Origin of the sequence: Corallincola spongiicola (genome assembly GCF_004284785.1) — a bacterium.
Classification (GTDB): domain Bacteria; phylum Pseudomonadota; class Gammaproteobacteria; order Enterobacterales; family Neiellaceae; genus Corallincola; species Corallincola holothuriorum.
Genome location: NZ_SHLY01000002.1, coordinates 849,559 through 866,296, shown reverse-complemented (window position 1 = coordinate 866,296; position 16,738 = coordinate 849,559). Strand labels below are relative to the sequence as shown.

The window sequence follows — 16,738 nt, the reverse complement described above, 5'->3', positions numbered from 1 at the left end:
CAAGGACAATTTATCCATGTTGAAACAATTTGTCGGCGGACTGCTCGCTGCACTTATTCTCATCCCCACCGCCGTAATGGCAAAAATCGCCGATGACGCAGAATCGGTTAGCCCATTAATGAATGGTCAAACCGTGCCAGATGTTCAGGTGAAAGATCTGCAAGGTACTGCAATTTCTCTACTTGAACTAAGCAAGCAGAAGCCTACTGTGATTATTTTCTACCGTGGTGGCTGGTGTCCGTTTTGTAATGCGCAGCTGAGTGGCCTGCAGGAGATAGAATCCAAGTTGGCAAAAATGGGTTATCAATTGCTGGCTATATCGCCAGACACCCCAGCGCAGTTAGCCGAAACCAGTAAAGACCGAGAGCTGGGCTACCAACTGTTGTCGGATCGTTCGTTGGCAGCGAGTCAAGGGTTTGGTCTGGCGTTTTATCTAGATGATAAAACGGCTGAGCGTTACCGCGGAAAAATGGGGGCAGTTTTTGCGTCTGAGCAGGGGGATGATCGCATCGTACTGCCGGTACCCGCTGTTTATGTGGTCGATCAACAGGGCTTAGTTCAGTTTAATTATGTCCATCCGAACTACAAAGTCCGCATTCAGCCCGAGCTACTGCTAAAAGCTGCCGAACTGGCGTTACACAAATAGTGCCCGATTTGACATAGAGATGCCCTTGGCCGCAGCGCCAGGGGTATCCGTGAATCGACGATTAATCTTAGGTTTATCACCCCTCCAATTTCCTCCTCCAACATTACACACCTGCTACTCTTATAGTCATCACGTTCACTCTCCAGCCAAGGACGCGCTATGACACCCCATCAATTTCCCAGCCATGGCAAGCTTCAGTTATCGATATCGGAAGGCTTGTTGATCATTGAAGGCGAAGGCCCGGCCAATATAGAAATGATCATGGAGTACCAAGCAAGGGTGCAGAGCTACCGCGAACTATTAAAAGAGAAACCGTGGGGCAGTTTGGTGTTGCTGAAAGGGATCCCGCTACTGCCTATCGAAGCCAAACAAGCGATGATTACCACCATTAGACATGCCACAACACTCAACCTAGTAGCAACGGCGGTGGTTATTGCAGATCCGCACTATGCAACGACAGTAGAGAGCTTTTGGACATCTATCTATGAAAATACCGAGCTACCCTACGCCTTCTTTACAAATATTGATGAAGCCAAGCAGTGGCTGCACCACCAAATTTCACAATCAGAAAGAAATGGAACCAACGTCTACTAAATCTAGGTTAGGATGGTTGCAAAGCTAACGTGCTGGAATTGGACAGCACAGAATTTGGGTGAGTTTTATCAGTAACGCAGCCGTGATTAACAGCCAAGAAAAGTCTGTCGGAAAGGTCTTTTATATTCTTGCCGGACTCATGTTCACAGTGTGCCTGTTATCAGCTATTTCAATCATACGAAACGAAATATCACTCAAACCGCTGTTTTTTATCACACCATTTTTGGCGATGGCCGGCCTGTTTTTTTTAATCGGAAAGTTCCAAAACCGAAAATTTATGATGCTCGGCCTCACGCCACTCACGCTTCACGTCGAGCGCAGTTCAGAGTCGACGCTTTTAAGCGGAACAATATTAATCAACCAACCCGATTTTCAGCGAATAACCACATTGAAATTATCCTCTATATGCACATCCCACAATCAAACCTCGGGCAATAGTGCTGCAGAGCTTTGGTCTACCACCACAACCGTTGAGATTGAGTTACAGGCAGGAAAATCTCTGCTTCATTTTCGTTTTGATGTACCTAAAGATGAAATCATCAGAACCAACAATCCTCTGAGCAACAATAGCTTTCATTGGGAAATTGGCTTTCAGTATGTCTATCGAATGGAAAATATCACCCGAACCTGGAAGATCCCAGTGAAAGTGCTGCTTGCATCGTAAGCAAATAAAAACACTCATTAATATAGATGTCACACGGGCTATCTAGCTTAACCAAAACGCCGAAGACAGAACAAACATATATAAGGAACACTACTTTGCCGATTAGTCAGAACCAGATGCATACGGTATTAACAGAGCTCGGCTGCCGTACCAATTTTAGTATCAAAAAAATCACTGAATATATGCTGCCAGATTCAAAAGAAGCGTTTTATATGTTTGTCGAAAATGACGCTGCACAACTGATTATTCGTCCAGCCTACGAGCTATTCCTAAGTGACTTGAACAGCATTGATGGCGTTAAGTCCAAAGCGGGCTATTGTCATTACTCTGAAATGACGCGATTTCCAACCCGAGTTCACAAATCCGCCAACCCTATCCATTATGGTATTGCGTTCACCTTTAAAGATGAAAACGCGGCAAAGTGCTGCGTAGAAAAATTAATAGCGATCACCCAAGGACACGGCTAACTTCCCATATCTGGAGGATAACGAAATGCTCTACCCAATGTTTGCCATGGTGATGTTAACCATGCTGGTGCTTGTCTACATGGCAGTGATCCGCGTACGCTCGGTAGCCAATAAGCAAGTCGATGCCAAATATTTCCGCCTGATGGAAGGTGACGGGCTGCCCCGCCATGTGGCTCAGGCTGGACGCCATGTCGCTAACCTGTTCGAAACACCCGTGTTATTTTATGCGGCAGGCATTTTAACCATTGTCATGAATCTTTCTGGCACACTCACCATCGCCTTAGGCTGGGCTTATGTGGGGTGCCGCCTCGTCCACGCCGCGATCCACCTCACTTACAATCACCCCCTGCACCGCATGCTGGCTTTTGTTCTTAGTTTGTTATGCATCATGGGGCTATGGCTGATTTTGATTATTAAATAGCAGCCAAAAGAGTGGCGCATCGCTTTACGAAATTTAGCCTTTTCAAATAAAGAAGTATGGTTAAATGGTGCTACGCAACACATTATCTTTTCAGTAGATACGGGCGAATGTAATGAGAGCTTGTTTAACGATCCTCGCAGTATTAGCAATCAACTTATTAATACCAACATGCCATGCTCAGGACGAAACGGCCGTGCCCATCACCATCGTCATTCATGGTGGCGCCGGTACCATAGAGAAGGCCAAATTCACGCCGCAGCAAGAGCAAGCTTATCGCGCCACACTGAAACAAGCGGTAGAGGCCGGTTATGCCGTACTGAAGAGAGGCGGAAAGAGTCTCGATGCCGTCACCACGGCGATTAACGTACTTGAAAGCTCTCCCTATTTTAACGCCGGTGTCGGTGCGGTTTATACCGCCGAAGAAACCCATGAGCTGGACGCTTCAATTATGGATGGCAGCAACCGTCAAGCCGGTGCCGTTGCTGGCGTTAAACATGTCGAACACCCGATCGATCTGGCCAAACTGGTTATGGAACGCTCACCCCATGTCATGCTTAGTGGTGAAGGCGCAGAAGCGTTTGCTAAAGCCAGCGGCGTAACTATGGTCGACAACGCCATGTTCAACACCGAGCATCGATATGAAGCACTCCTAAAAACCAAAAAGAAGCTACGTGATGCAATGGAGAAAACACCCGACTATCAAGCCGCACACGACCTACTCGACCCTAAATTCAAAATGGGCACAGTCGGCGCCGTCGCCTTAGATAGCTTGGGCAATCTGGCAGCAGGTACTTCCACGGGCGGCATGACTAACAAGCAGTTCGGCCGCGTCGGTGACTCGCCGATCATTGGCGCAGGCACCTTTGCTGACAACGCCTCCTGTGCGGTTTCTGCCACCGGTCATGGCGAATACTTCATCCGTTATGCCGTGGCTTCTGATATCTGCGCCCGCGTGGCCTACCAAGATAAAACCATTAAACAAGCGGGCTATGAGGTGATCCACCAAGTGCTTCCCGAAGCGGGTGGGACGGGTGGCGTCATCATCCTGGATAGCCAAGGCAACATCAGCATGCCATTCAACACAGCGGGTATGTACCGTGCTTATAAAAACAGCTCGGAAAACACCTATGTGGCTATTTTTAAAGATGAATAGATTCAATCGAACGGACGCAAAATTGCCCAACGTTCGAATATGAAACGGGGTACATAAACAGTGCCTCTCACCTAGTGCTAGCTAGGCTTGTCACCACGTTATAGACCCCATCAACCACCATCGCCATACGTTCATAATCGAGCCGTTGCCACGTATCTCTCGACGTATGGTAGGCTCTATTGCGGTAAAACGCCGTATCCGTGACCATCAGAGCGGGGTAATCAAACTGCCAGTAATTCAGATGGTCTGAGTAATCTATTTCCGGAAACATTTCTGGAGCAAGCATGGAGTGAACGGCAAGCGGTGTCGCATTAAGCATCTCCCCTTTCACTTCTCTTAACTCCAGCACATCGCTGAATCGACCAATCACACCAATATAATTACCTTTGGTTGGGTAAATCCATTCAAACAATGGGAGCGGATAACTCTGCGACCCTTCCTCATCACTAAAATAGCCGATCATCTCCAATGAAATCATCAGATCGACGTCTATGCCCTGTGCATGTAATGACTCCGCGTGATGATAGCTACCCATCTCCTGTGTACGAAAATAGGGAGGCTCCTCCAGGGTGTACGCAACCAATTCGACAGGATAGCTAAACGACTCATGCTGGCTAAGTAAACGACCTAGCTCAATCAATCCTGCAGTGCCACTGGCATTATCATCAGCGCCAGGCAGCGAGCTATAGGCATCAAAATGCGCACCAACAACAATCACAGGCAACTGCTGATCATGGGGACCAAAACGAACAATCACATTGCGATACTCAACTTCATCAACAACAAAGCGTTGCACCGAAACATCTTGGCTAAATGTTGAGAACTGCTCCTGCACATAGTCAGCGGCATCAGCTAAGCCTTCAGTGTAATAAGAGCGGTCTTTGATCTCTTCAGATAGTTTAATGACATGGCTTTGTAGGCGTTGGGATTGAACCTGAGGGGTATACTCCCCGGAGTAAGAGCCAAAAACTGGCTGGTAGACAAAAAAGATAGCAAGCACCACAGGCAGCAGGATGACCGCGGACAAAATAACGATACGTTTAAAACGACTCATTCCCTGAACCTCTGTCTTTAATTACAACAAAAACTAACCGAAGCATACCCGAAAAAAACGAGCGACAGAAATGAGTTAGATGAAGCTAGGAGAGGGTCCTCCTAGCTTATAAATGTGACAGCTCTAGGCAGAGCGGCTTCGACTTAAGCATAGTGTTGCGGCAGATGACCGCATTCAGCGCAAGTCGAAGCAACGATCAGCCGTGAGCTACCCGCAGTCGCTGTGCTGCCTGCACCATATTTTTAAGTGCTGGCTTCACCTCTTCCCAGCGCCGAGTTTTAAGACCACAATCAGGATTTACCCACAACCGTTCAGCAGGGATCCGCTCTGCCGCTAGCTGCATCAACTCAACCATCTGTTCGGCACTCGGTACATTTGGCGAATGAATGTCGTAGACACCGGGACCGATTTGGTTGGGATAACTGAACTGATCAAAGGCATCCAGTAACACCATATCGGAACGCGATGTTTCAATGGTGATGACATCAGCATCCATGGCCGCGATCGACGGCATGATGTCATTGAAGTCCGAGTAGCACATATGGGTATGGATCTGCGTACTGTCGGCCACGCCGTTAGCAGCCAAACGGAAGCTACCTACAGCCCAATCTAAATAGTGCTGCCACTCACTGCGCCGCAGCGGTAAGCCTTCTCGCAATGCCGCTTCATCGATCTGAATAATGTTCACACCGGCAGCTTCCAGTGCTTGCACCTCATCACGAATAGCCAATGCCAGCTGACGACAGGTTTGCTCACGAGATTGATCATCCCTGACGAATGACCAGTTAAGCATAGTGACGGGACCTGTAAGCATGCCTTTCATTGGCTTGTTCGTTAGTGAGCGGGCGTAGCTTGTCCAATCAACAGTCAGTGCTTGAGTACGGGCAATGTCACCGTAAATAATGGGCGGTTTTACACAACGGGAGCCGTAAGACTGAACCCAGCCATATTTCGAAAAGCCATAACCGGAAAGCTGCTCACCGAAGTACTCCACCATGTCATTTCGTTCAGGCTCTCCGTGCACAAACACATCCAACCCCAACGCTTCTTGTTCAGCCACACAAGCGGCTATCTCTTGTTGTACCTTGGTTTTGTAGTCTTGCTCTGTCAGATCACCCGCTTTGAACTGGCGGCGAATAGCGCGGATCTCGGCGGTTTGTGGAAAAGAGCCGATGGTGGTCGTGGGGAATAACGGTAGATCCAACGCTTTTTTCTGCTGTGCCGCACGGGCAGTGTAACCAGAATAGCGCTCCGCATCAGACTCATTAACCCCCTGCAGGCGTCGCTGCACCGCGTCACAGTGAACTAAATCAGACTGGCGGCGACTATCGATAGCCAGCTGATTTTCCTTCAACTGACGTGCCACTTTGTCTTCGCCATCACTTAACGCAACAGCAAGTAGATTCAACTCCTCCAGCTTTTGTTGCGCAAATGCCAGCCACGAGCGCAAAGTAGGATCCATCGCCGCTTCGGTACTCAGATCAACCGGAACATGCAATAGCGAACAGGAGGGTGCTAACCACAAACGTCCTTTTAATTGCTGATAAATAGGTTGTAGCCAGTTCAACGTCTGCTTCAAATCGGTCTTCCAGACATTGCGGCCGTTAATCACCCCCACCGATAAAACTTGATCGTTGGTTAGGCGTTGCACCAACCCATCGACTTCATCACCACAAGCCAAGCCATCGACATGCAGCCCTGCAACGGGCAGCGATGCCGCCAGTGCCAAATTGTCTTTAAGCGCACCAAAGTAAGTAGCCAGCAACACGTTCGCTGGAGAAGCCGCCAAAGCAGCATAACTTTGCTGCAACGCCTGCTGCCAATCGAGATCAAGCTCGGTCACCAGGATCGGTTCATCTATCTGAACCCAGCTCACCCCTGCTTCAAACAACAAATTCAGCAGGGCCAGATATTGCGGCAGCAATTTACTCAGCAATGACAACTTATCGGTATCGTCTTTAACTTTACTCAGCCAAAGATAGGTAACTGGACCGATAATTACCGGCTTGGCACGATAACCAGCGGCCTGCGCTTCCTTAACCTGTTCCAACAAGCGTTCAGGATCCAACGAAAACGCAGTATCACCATCAATTTCGGGCACAATATAGTGATAATTGGTATCAAACCATTTGGTCATCTCGCCTGCTCGAACGCAGCTACAATCGCTGTCACCTGCCGTTCTGCCGCGTGCAATACGAAAATACTTATCCAGCGCAGAGCCTTGGCTTTGCTGCACCCGCGCAGGCAGATGACCAAGCATCACACTCATGTCCAATACCTGATCATAGAACGAGAAATCCCCCACAGGCACAAAGCTCAACTTACTCTGATGCTGCCAGTGTCGGATCCGCAGTTGGCGGCCAGTATCCGTTAAATCCTTCGCAGAACTCTCACCGCGCCAAAAAGATTCAAGTGCGAACTTGAGCTCGCGATGGCTGCCGATACGAGGAAAGCCGAGGTTATGAGTGGTGATCATTAGTTGTCTCCAGCAATATTCATTTGATAGACGTATGCTAGAGCCTTGCAATGGTGAGGAATATTGATAATTTATTATCAATAGATGAATTTAATTCATAAAAAGGATCGCAACCATGCTTGACCGGCATCACCTGAACATCCTCCGCGCGATCGATCAGCATGGCACCCTCACAGAGGCAGCCATACAGCTATGCCTGACACAATCAGCCCTGACTCACGCGATCAAAAAACTGGAACAAAAAACCGGTGTCACGCTGTGGCAAAAGCACGGGCGACGCTTACAGTTAACCGAAGCGGGAAGTTATCTGTTGTCACTCGCCAATCGCTTGCTACCGCAGTTCGAGCACGCTGAACGCACACTGCAGCAGTTTGCCGACGGTCAACGTGGCAGCCTGCGCATCGGGATGGAGTGCCACCCCTGCTATCGCTGGCTACTTAAAGTCGTGTCGCCTTACATGCAGCGTTGGCCTGATGTCGATCTGGATGTACGCCAGGAATTTCAGTTCGGCGGTATCAGCGCACTTTTCTCTCATGATATCGATCTGCTTATTACCCCCGATCCGATCCAGCGAGAGGGCGTCTTATTTAGCCCTGTATTTGAATATGAGCAGGTCTTAGTGGTGCATAAGGACAATCCATTAAGTAGTGTTACGCAGCTTACGCCAGAGATGCTAAGCGACCAGACGCTAATTACTTACCCGGTAGCAAAAGAGCGTTTAGATATCTTCAGCCAGTTTCTCCAACCCGCGCAAGTGATGCCGAAGCAACATAAGACCGTCGAAACCGCCGACATCATGTTGCAGATGGTGGCTGCGGGGCGAGCAGTGTCTGCCCTGCCCGCGTGGTTATTTGAAGAAACCGCACAAGGCCTGCCTATCGAAGCAATCAGCATTGGTCAACAAGGGATCCATAAACAAATAGCCGTGGGCATAAGACAAAGCGATGCCGATCTCACCCACCTGAAGAGCTTTGTTGAACTGGCCCGTCAAACCAAACGATAAAACATCAGCCTATTGCGACAGATCAAACTAACCGATGAGTTACCTTGACGGACACCCAAAACAAGGCAATGATAATCATTATCATTCGTGTCTTTGTATTTTTTAGATCGTTCGTTCGCGTAAATCCGGCACATAGGGGCTCATTATGTATCTCTCTCAACCTGCTCAACCCTCTCTTCCAACGGCAGTGCTTCAAGGTGAAGATAAAGATGCACAAGCTGCATTAGAAAACTGGCTTGCAACGCAACCGCTCCATCCGGGTGAGACCTCTGAACTTATGTGGTTTATTCATCTGGAGCGAATCAGTCAACTGATGCACGTGCTTACTGATGAGCAACTAGAGCACGAGCGCAGAGCTATCTGCCTACACTACGCATTCAAGCCACTGCTCGCACTGCGTGAACAAGCCAACAGCGAGATCCAAAAAAGCTACGTCAATGAACTGATGATGAACCTGATGGCGAAAGGTCGTTATTTGCATCGGCAGTGTTAGTTCTGCGCCCAGTTTCGAATTGTACTGTAGAAAACACAGCGACTAGATACAAAAAAAGCCGATCACGGATCGGCTTAATCTGGATGTAAATGACGGATTAATGATATTTACGTGTACCGATCAAACCAACCATGGTGAACATCGCCAGTAGCAAAGACGGGGTCGCAGGCACAACAACAACAGACGGAACCTCATCAACAAAGCGAAAACCACCCTCTTCTGGTGGGGCTGCCCACATATCCCCTGTTACTCCGTTACTATAATAGGAGTCTTGATAGACGGGAAAAGCATCCAGCCTACTACCATTGGCAATGGCGGCCGCCCATACTTCCTCATCACCAATCCCAACCCCCCAATAACAAGGTAATGAATCGTCCTCAAAACAAGGTATGGCATCATAAACACCCCATATTTCATATTGATTCCGACTCCAATGAACGCGATTTTCTGGGTTAGAAAGGGACACAAAGCTGATATCAAAATCTATGAACATCCACGCATAATACGCGCCTCCAACCAAACTCGAGCCACCAATACCACGGCTACGATCATAAACAAAAATATCACTTCCCATCTGTAACACGCCGGCTACCATCTGGGTCATCTCTATGTCGTAATAAATACTACCGGTAATGGATCGATTAGGCAGCGGATCGTGAAACTCGTCCACTCGATATTCAGTACCCTGAATGTCGAACTCGATCAATCTCGCCAAGCTTGCACTGGAGAAGAGCAGGCTGCTAAACAACACTAAAATAAACAAATAACCCTTTTTCATACATCCTCCTTGAGACAAATTAACCACAACATCAGTAAGGTTAGTTGACGCCTATGCCCCTAGAACTCTGCTTTATCGCCTAAAATTAGAACAGTTAAGCTCACCGATAATTCAAAATAACGACTTTATGAAATAGACACAAAAAAGCCGGTCAATGACCGGCTTCTAGATTAGCTTTGTTCAATAACGCTTAGGCGTTACAGCAAACCGCGACGTTCTAACAGCGCTGCTGTTTTAGGGGCTTCACCACGGAACGCTTTGTAAGTTTCCATAGGATCGATGCTATTACCGACCGACAACACATGTTTGCGGAATTTATCACCACTGGCGCGGTTTAAACCACCGCTGCGCTGAGTATACGCAAACGCGTCAGCTGCCAGGATCTCACTCCACATATAGGCGTAATAGCTAGCGGAATAGCCGCCAGGGAACGCATGGGAGAAGTAACCTGAACGGTAGCGTGGCAATACATAATCCAGCTTAACGCCATTCTTTGCCAACGCGTCCGCTTCAAACGCGGCGACATCTTCCACCTTGCTGTCAACGGCTAATGAATGCCACTCCATATCCAGCAAGGCCGCGGCCATGTACTCCATGGTGTCGTAACCCTGATTAAAGCTGCGTGACGCTAGCACTTTATCCAACAAGGCTTTTGGCATCGGCTCACCAGTTTTATAGTGACGAGCATAGTTCGCCAGTACCTCTGGATTTGCTGCCCAATCTTCCTGATAGGTGGATGGGAACTCAACAAAGTCACGGCTCACTGAGGTGCCAGACAAGCTTGGGTATTTCACATCAGAGAACATACCGTGCAAGCCATGGCCCAGTTCATGGAACATGGTGGTGGCATGATCATAACTCACCAACGTCGGCTGCCCTGCGGCCGCTTTATCAATGTTCATCACGTTAACAATGACCGGCTTTGCTTCGAGCAAACCGCTTTGTTTCACAAAGGCGCTCATCCAGGCACCGCCACGCTTACCTTCACGGGCAAAATAGTCACCATAGAAGATAGCTAGGCTGCTACCGTCATCATCAAAGACTTCATAGGCCAGCACATCTTCATGGTAAACAGGCAGATCTGGACGTGGCTTAAACGTCACCCCAAACAGCTTGTTCATGGTGAAGAACACGCCCTGTTCCAGTACGCTCTTGAATTCGAAGTAAGCTTTCACCTCTGATTCATCCAGCGCAAAACGCTCGGCACGCACCTGATTGGCGTAATACGCCCAATCCCACGGCTGCAGCTTAAATGTTTCGCCTTTAGCAACGATCATTTGTTGGATCGCTTCAGCTTCACGCTCAACATTGGCTGCAACTTTTGGCACCATCGAGCTAAACATGTCACGTACCGCCTGTGGCGTTTTAGCCATGGCAGGCGCTAAACGGTAATCCGCCCAGGTGTCAAAACCGAGCAATTTAGCCTTTTCAGCACGTAATGCGGTTAACTGCTGTACCAATGGATAAGTGGCATTCTCACCCGCGATACCGCGATTAACAGACGCCTGCCATACTCGCTCACGCAACGCACGATTATCCATATTGGTCAGGATCGGCTGGCGTGTCGTATTGGTAATGTAAATTAGGTACTTGCCGTCTAAACCTTTCTCATCAGCCGCCGCTTTGAGCATGGCGATTTGGCCTTCGCTCAACCCCGCCAGCTCGTCCACACTATCAACAACCACAGCGGTTTCATCACGCTGTGCCATCAGCATTTGGCGGAAGTTGTTAGTCAGGGTCGCTTCCTGTTCGTTCAGATCACGGATCTGCTGCTGTTGCGCATCGTTAAGCTGCGCCCCAGCCATCACGAAATCACGGTGATAAACTTCTAACAGACGTAACGATTCTGCATCTAAACCGAGACTTTCTCGCTGTTGATACAGTGCGTCAACGCGCTTAAACAGCGCCTTATTGAGATAGATATCATCGCGATGGGCAGCCATCTTAGGCGCTAACTCACCTTGTATGGCGCGAATGGTTTCGTTGCTGCTGGAGCCTGCCAAGTTATAAAACACTAGAGAAGCGCGATTGAGCAACGCACCAGTTTTTTCTAGTGCCACCAAGGTATTATCAAATGTGGCAGGCTCAGGGTTATTGGCTATGGCATCAACTTCTTGCAATTGCTCTGCCATACCTGCCACTAACGCTGGCTTAAAATGCTCGTTTTTTATCTGATCAAATTGTGGCGCTTGGTACTGCAGTGGGCTGATCGACATCAGCGGGTTAGATTCCACCACTCCGGCAACCTGTTCGGCTACTTCGACCGGCATATCTACACTTTGCGGCTGTTTCGGTTCTGACACGTCTGAGCATCCTGCTGCCACAGCAACGGCTGCAGCAAGGGTTAATAGTTTGGTTCTCACTGGAATATAGTCCTCTTAAAGGGTGTTGTATCCACCTTTATTGGCTAGCTATGCCTGTGTCTCTGCTGGACCTTAAGCACAGCGAATACAACTTGGTACCGCCATTCATGACTGAAAAATACAGGAGTGAAGGTGCGGTTTAACCTGTTGAGCATATCCCCGCGCCTTAGTTTCAAACCTGCACTCAGATCAAATGGAAGGCTAATAACATTAAGCGGCCTACTATAGACAACGCTGCGCTTATTGAAAATCCCTTGTTTCCAGATACAGTTCTGCTTGCCAACGCCACCCCGGCAATCCGTTCTCGGCATCGCTGCGAGTCAATTTACCGCCTTTAGATAAACGATATAACGGCACACTAGCGGCCTCATCGACTTCACGTTGCACTTCCATAGGCGGCTCAGGCCGCAAAAGAGGGGCGCGACGACTGACCCAGATAATTTGATCAAAGCTTGGTCGTTGTCCGATACGGTGTACCAACAGGGCATGATCTCTGTTTAGCTCTACTTGGTAAAAGGACCCATTTTCTCCATCATGTAACGCTGTCATCAGCAACCGACTTGCGACCTTAACTGTGACCTGTTTTTTAAATGGCTGGCCACCGCGCTCAAAATGCCCAAGATATAGCGTGGCTTGAAATTGCAACAGCTCTCCTGCCTGTAGTTGGTTTAGCGAGAACGCCTCCGGAGCGAGAGTGACCAGTTGCTGACTATTCAGTGCATTAATAAAATCGGGCGGCAAACTCTCGATATCCACTGCCATAATGATCTGATGTGCGTGTTTGCTACCATGCAGCGGCAGATGAGAAGCATAAAAACCATCTGCCACTTTAACCAACACCATGCCGTGAATGCCTACCGAATGATCATGGCCAGCAGTCACAGATGCATGATTTACACTACCCGCCATCGCAGAGCCACCCGCCAACAACCAGCAGATCAAAGCAACACAGCTCCCCGCCACTGCCGCGCGGCACAATTTACGCTTTCCCATCAGATATCCCCTCACCAATTCAAACACCCACACTAATAACCATGGCGAGATTAAGCTAAAATCGAGTCCAAATCGTTTCCAATAAAGAGTTTTTAACAACGATATGGAAATAGCAGATTTAGAGAAGTTTTTACTCATAGCCCAAACGAATAGTCTGCAGAAGGCCGCAATTACGCTTAATGTCACCCCGAGTGCTCTATCTAAGTCATTAAAGCGCTTGGAAGCATCACTGCAGGTATCACTATTTGACCGCGTAGGAAAAAGCCTGCGGTTAAATCAACATGGTGAACAGCTTCAACCCAAAGCCCGAGAATTAGTTGAACTGGCACACCAAACCAAACGAGCACTAAACCGCTCGTCGACGGCGCTAATATGCAGAATTGCGGCTCCAGCCATCCTTCAATATCGTTGGCTTAGCCCAATCAGTCGCTGCCTGCGTCAGCAACTTGCGGCGAGCACGCTGGAGGTCGACACACTGTTTGAACAACAGGCGTTACAACGCCTAAAACAGGGTGAAGTGCACCTTGCTTTGGTTACAGGAACCCAGCTCAAATCACTGCCGGACTATATTATGAGACAGCCTCTCGGCTCGTTAACCATGCAAACAGCGATCAGCCGCAACCATCCTCTGGCGCAAGCGCTGCAGGATCGCCGGTCGAACAAAGGGATATCACAGGCAGCCAATGCGGAAGAGGTTTTAAAATATCCCTTCGCGACACCACATATATCGCCTTTTTGTGGCGAAGAGCGTGGGCAAGGTTGTGATGGCTGGAACGACCCATTGCTACCGCGAAAAATTGGCTGGGTAGTCAATGACTACGCTGTACTGGGACAACTGGTGAGAAGTGGACAGGCGATTGCTTATCTGCCCGATTTTTTGCTTCGAGAGTGGCAACTGCAACAGGTTGAGATGACAACCTCCCCCGCTCCCGCCAAAGAGGAGATCTACCTGCTTTATCATCAACGTGCATCTGACTGGTTGCATCAAGTAGTCAATAAACTATGCGATTGATATTTGGGGAAAAATAAAAACACCGCCTTGATGCTAACAACAAGACGGTGTTTTTAGTAAACAACAGTAGTTAGTTACGCAGCACTATTCAATGCCATGCTTAGCTAACTCCTCACGCAGTGCGGCGACTTTTTGCTGCATAAACACTTTCATCGATACGTCGCCCGCATCACACAGTTCAGTCCCTGCATCCGCATCAATCGCACGACGGTCGTAGATCTGTTCGCAGCCTTGCGGATGTGCAGCGTCTGTGGCCAATACTACCGCTTCGATCATTTCACGACGCTGTTTGAGCTTAGGCGCCAACTGGCTATCCCAATCCATCTGGGCATCAAGAATGCGCTTGATCTCCTGCAGAAGTCGGCGCTGATAGACTGCTTCAGCAAACACAATATCCCACAAAACAGGTGTCACACCTGACATCCGTTCGCTGTGCCAATCTCTTTCACCTGTGCCAGGGAGCGCATAACTACCTGCCACATTCTGAAACGCTTCGACATTACTTCCCCACGCCACTGGATGATTGTCACGGAAGTTGAAATCATAGTCGTAGGTCAAGTACGTCCACTTTTCGGTCAGAGGGTTGAGGTAGAGATAGTAGTTATTGGCAACGCGGACATAATGATCCACCGCACCGATAACGATATCAGCCGCCTGCGCACGCACAAAACCATCAATATCAAACTCTTCAGCTAAACGAGAAACACTGGGGCGTCCCTGTACAAAAGTCATGAAGTTCTGCAAATCGACTCTGGCATCAGCAATCGACTTCTTCTTGCTCTTCATATCATAAGTGGGGCGATAAGGGGCGAACTGCGACGCCATGCCACCTTGATCGTTAATATCGCTATTCACGTAGTCAGGATTTAGGTAATTGGCCGTGCCTAACCAATCTTCTCTGTCATCAGGGTCTGACTTCTCCACACCAATTAAACAGAAATTACTATTGATGTAGCCGGAACCATCCTCGTAAGGAACACAGTTAGGATTGGCCGCATCCGCGGTGCTGAGATCACCTCCGCCCACTTTGAACAGGTAACCATTCTCGCCGAAGTAGCGTTTTAGATAGGGCTTGTCGATAGGCTCATCCATCATAAACACGCCCATGTTGTATACCTGAGGTAATGGCCGGTCATACAGGGTTTCACCCTGCTCACCCGTGATCACTAACTCAACACTGGCATGGGCCATACGTCCGGTCGGTACACCTGCGCTATTAAGCACGTCATGCGCTAACATTTCGCGCTGATAGCCTGGATCGTCTTTATTGAATTTAAAATAGAGTTTCTCGACGCCGTTGAATTCTCGGCCGTCATTCGCGGTTACTTCAGGCACGTCGCGACCAACACGATTATTACAATGCCCATTGTTCACAGCGGCAGGTTGACCGTCATCGTCAATACAGGCATACACGCTTTCGTCGTCATCAAACTCTTCGTCAAACTTCAATGAAAAATGGAACCGGCGAGGCTTCGCCGTCCAGCTGTCATCGTCCTGCTGATACCACTCTTCAGGCCACTGGCGACTGGTGTTTCCGCGCATCTTGAATGCCACGTGATCTAACTGTTCGATCACATCGCCGTTATCATCAAGATACTCCAGGCTGACTTCACGATAGACTTCGCTGTGGGTCCACAAATTCCACAAACTCCAGCCATGGGCATCGCGATTGGTATAACGTGCTCGCTCGGTGTCCAGTACGAATGCCAGCCACTCTTGGGCTGTCATGGTGATGCGGAATCGATGCAGGCGGTCTGTTGCAAAAACAGAGGCAGAATCATCCTGCTCACAACGGACAGCAATATCAACGATATTGTCACCGTCAATCACTCCCTCGCCATTTTCAATCTCACACTCTTGTCGGGCAGGATCTCGCTCAACATCAATCTCATAGTTCTGGAAATCAACCATAGCGCTCTGGAACATAAAGCGGCCATTGTGGTTGACGTCTAAAAACTCTTCGCCATTCAACGATAGCTGTACGCTAGTGTTGTCATCTAAACCAGAAATCGTTCCCGTTAAGGTTCTTTCATTCGGCGCTAGGGGGACCGCTTCGCAGCTAACAACAATATTTTCGATGTTAGCTTCCGCAATAACACCGCTGCCATTCTCAACAATACAAGTCGTACGAGATGGCAGTTCACTCAAACTGATCTCATAGTTATCACCGACTTGAAAGCGATCCGGGAAGCGAAAAGTGCCCGACAGGTCATTGGCATTACCGACGAGTACCGGCTCTGACAAACCGCCATTCAATGAAACAGTAAGCAGCCCAAAATCCGGCAACCCGGTGGCCGTGCCTGAAACAGTAAATGAGTCTGGAACGGGTGGATCGGGATCATCACCACCACCGCTACTGCCGCCGCAACCAGACATAAGCAATGCCAGTGGGGTAAGCAACAAACCCGCGCTCCCCATTTTGAATCTATTACTGTTGAACATCAGACACTCCTGAAAATAGCCACCAAACGCAAACCGTTCACCATGTTAGTTTGTTGATCTCATCGCGAGATGATGACCATCAAATATACCGATGCTTGCGCCGCTTACAGCACTCTACTCGAAGGTGGAAAATATGGGAGGAAGGAACCGTCGAATGCTTGATCTCAAGAGTGTAGTTT

Annotated in this window: 15 protein-coding genes; 9 read left to right on the top strand and 6 right to left on the bottom strand. The window is 48.8% G+C overall.

Translation table 11 applies throughout. The annotated features are described in order from the left end of the window. The first annotated feature begins 16 nt into the window (after positions 1-16). From EXY25_RS09525 to EXY25_RS09500, 6 genes are all read left to right on the top strand, one after another. Positions 17-646, top strand: coding sequence for a peroxiredoxin-like family protein (locus EXY25_RS09525; protein WP_130566551.1), 630 nt, complete (start codon positions 17-19; stop codon positions 644-646). A 159-nt stretch (positions 647-805) separates the two neighbouring features. Beyond that, positions 806-1,240: a hypothetical protein gene (locus EXY25_RS09520; RefSeq protein ID WP_114338807.1), complete on the top strand. Its 435-nt coding sequence runs from the start codon at positions 806-808 to the stop codon at positions 1,238-1,240. Between the two features lie 58 nt (positions 1,241-1,298). Then, positions 1,299-1,904: a hypothetical protein gene (locus EXY25_RS09515; protein ID WP_130566550.1), complete on the top strand. Its 606-nt coding sequence runs from the start codon at positions 1,299-1,301 to the stop codon at positions 1,902-1,904. 95 nt (positions 1,905-1,999) lie between these two features. Continuing rightward, on the top strand, positions 2,000-2,371 hold the full coding sequence (locus tag EXY25_RS09510) for a hypothetical protein (RefSeq protein ID WP_165419313.1): 372 nt from the start codon (positions 2,000-2,002) through the stop codon (positions 2,369-2,371). Between the two features lie 25 nt (positions 2,372-2,396). Then, positions 2,397-2,792, top strand: a complete 396-nt coding sequence (locus EXY25_RS09505) for an MAPEG family protein (RefSeq protein ID WP_114338809.1) — start codon at positions 2,397-2,399, stop codon at positions 2,790-2,792. Between the two features lie 112 nt (positions 2,793-2,904). Next, a complete protein-coding gene (locus EXY25_RS09500) occupies positions 2,905-3,945 on the top strand; it encodes an isoaspartyl peptidase/L-asparaginase family protein (protein WP_130566549.1) in 1,041 nt (346 codons plus the stop codon). A 67-nt stretch (positions 3,946-4,012) separates the two neighbouring features. Here EXY25_RS09500 and EXY25_RS09495 read toward each other — a convergent pair whose 3' ends face one another. Beyond that, on the bottom strand, positions 4,013-4,999 hold the full coding sequence (locus EXY25_RS09495) for a M28 family peptidase (protein ID WP_130566548.1): 987 nt from the start codon (positions 4,997-4,999) through the stop codon (positions 4,013-4,015). Positions 5,000-5,195: 196 nt separating this feature from the next. After that, a complete protein-coding gene (gene metE / locus EXY25_RS09490) occupies positions 5,196-7,475 on the bottom strand; it encodes a 5-methyltetrahydropteroyltriglutamate--homocysteine S-methyltransferase (protein WP_130566547.1) in 2,280 nt (759 codons plus the stop codon). Between the two features lie 115 nt (positions 7,476-7,590). Here metE and EXY25_RS09485 point away from each other — a divergent pair, with 115 nt between their 5' ends. Both EXY25_RS09485 and EXY25_RS09480 read left to right on the top strand, forming a co-directional pair. Beyond that, the gene (locus tag EXY25_RS09485) at positions 7,591-8,478 is read left to right on the top strand and encodes a LysR family transcriptional regulator (RefSeq protein ID WP_130566546.1); all 888 of its coding nucleotides are present in this window, start codon (positions 7,591-7,593) and stop codon (positions 8,476-8,478) included. Between the two features lie 145 nt (positions 8,479-8,623). Continuing rightward, on the top strand, positions 8,624-8,971 hold the full coding sequence (locus EXY25_RS09480; protein WP_130566545.1) for a hypothetical protein: 348 nt from the start codon (positions 8,624-8,626) through the stop codon (positions 8,969-8,971). A 97-nt stretch (positions 8,972-9,068) separates the two neighbouring features. Here EXY25_RS09480 and EXY25_RS09475 read toward each other — a convergent pair whose 3' ends face one another. The 3 genes from EXY25_RS09475 to EXY25_RS09465 form a co-directional block, all read right to left on the bottom strand. Further along, positions 9,069-9,749 carry a hypothetical protein gene (locus EXY25_RS09475; protein ID WP_130566544.1) on the bottom strand — a complete coding sequence of 227 codons (681 nt, stop codon included), beginning with the start codon at positions 9,747-9,749 and terminating at the stop codon, positions 9,069-9,071. A gap of 197 nt (positions 9,750-9,946) precedes the next feature. After that, a complete protein-coding gene (locus EXY25_RS09470; RefSeq protein ID WP_233496496.1) occupies positions 9,947-12,112 on the bottom strand; it encodes a M3 family metallopeptidase in 2,166 nt (721 codons plus the stop codon). A 240-nt stretch (positions 12,113-12,352) separates the two neighbouring features. Then, a complete protein-coding gene (locus tag EXY25_RS09465) occupies positions 12,353-13,105 on the bottom strand; it encodes a hypothetical protein (protein ID WP_130566543.1) in 753 nt (250 codons plus the stop codon). A gap of 103 nt (positions 13,106-13,208) precedes the next feature. On the opposite strand from EXY25_RS09465, the gene EXY25_RS09460 reads away from it, so the two are divergent. Beyond that, positions 13,209-14,117 (top strand): LysR family transcriptional regulator, encoded by a 909-nt coding sequence (locus EXY25_RS09460; RefSeq protein WP_130566542.1) that lies wholly within the window; start codon positions 13,209-13,211, stop codon positions 14,115-14,117. Positions 14,118-14,201: 84 nt separating this feature from the next. Here EXY25_RS09460 and EXY25_RS09455 read toward each other — a convergent pair whose 3' ends face one another. Continuing rightward, the gene (locus EXY25_RS09455) at positions 14,202-16,559 is read right to left on the bottom strand and encodes a CotH kinase family protein (RefSeq protein WP_130566541.1); all 2,358 of its coding nucleotides are present in this window, start codon (positions 16,557-16,559) and stop codon (positions 14,202-14,204) included. Positions 16,560-16,738 lie beyond the last annotated feature (179 nt).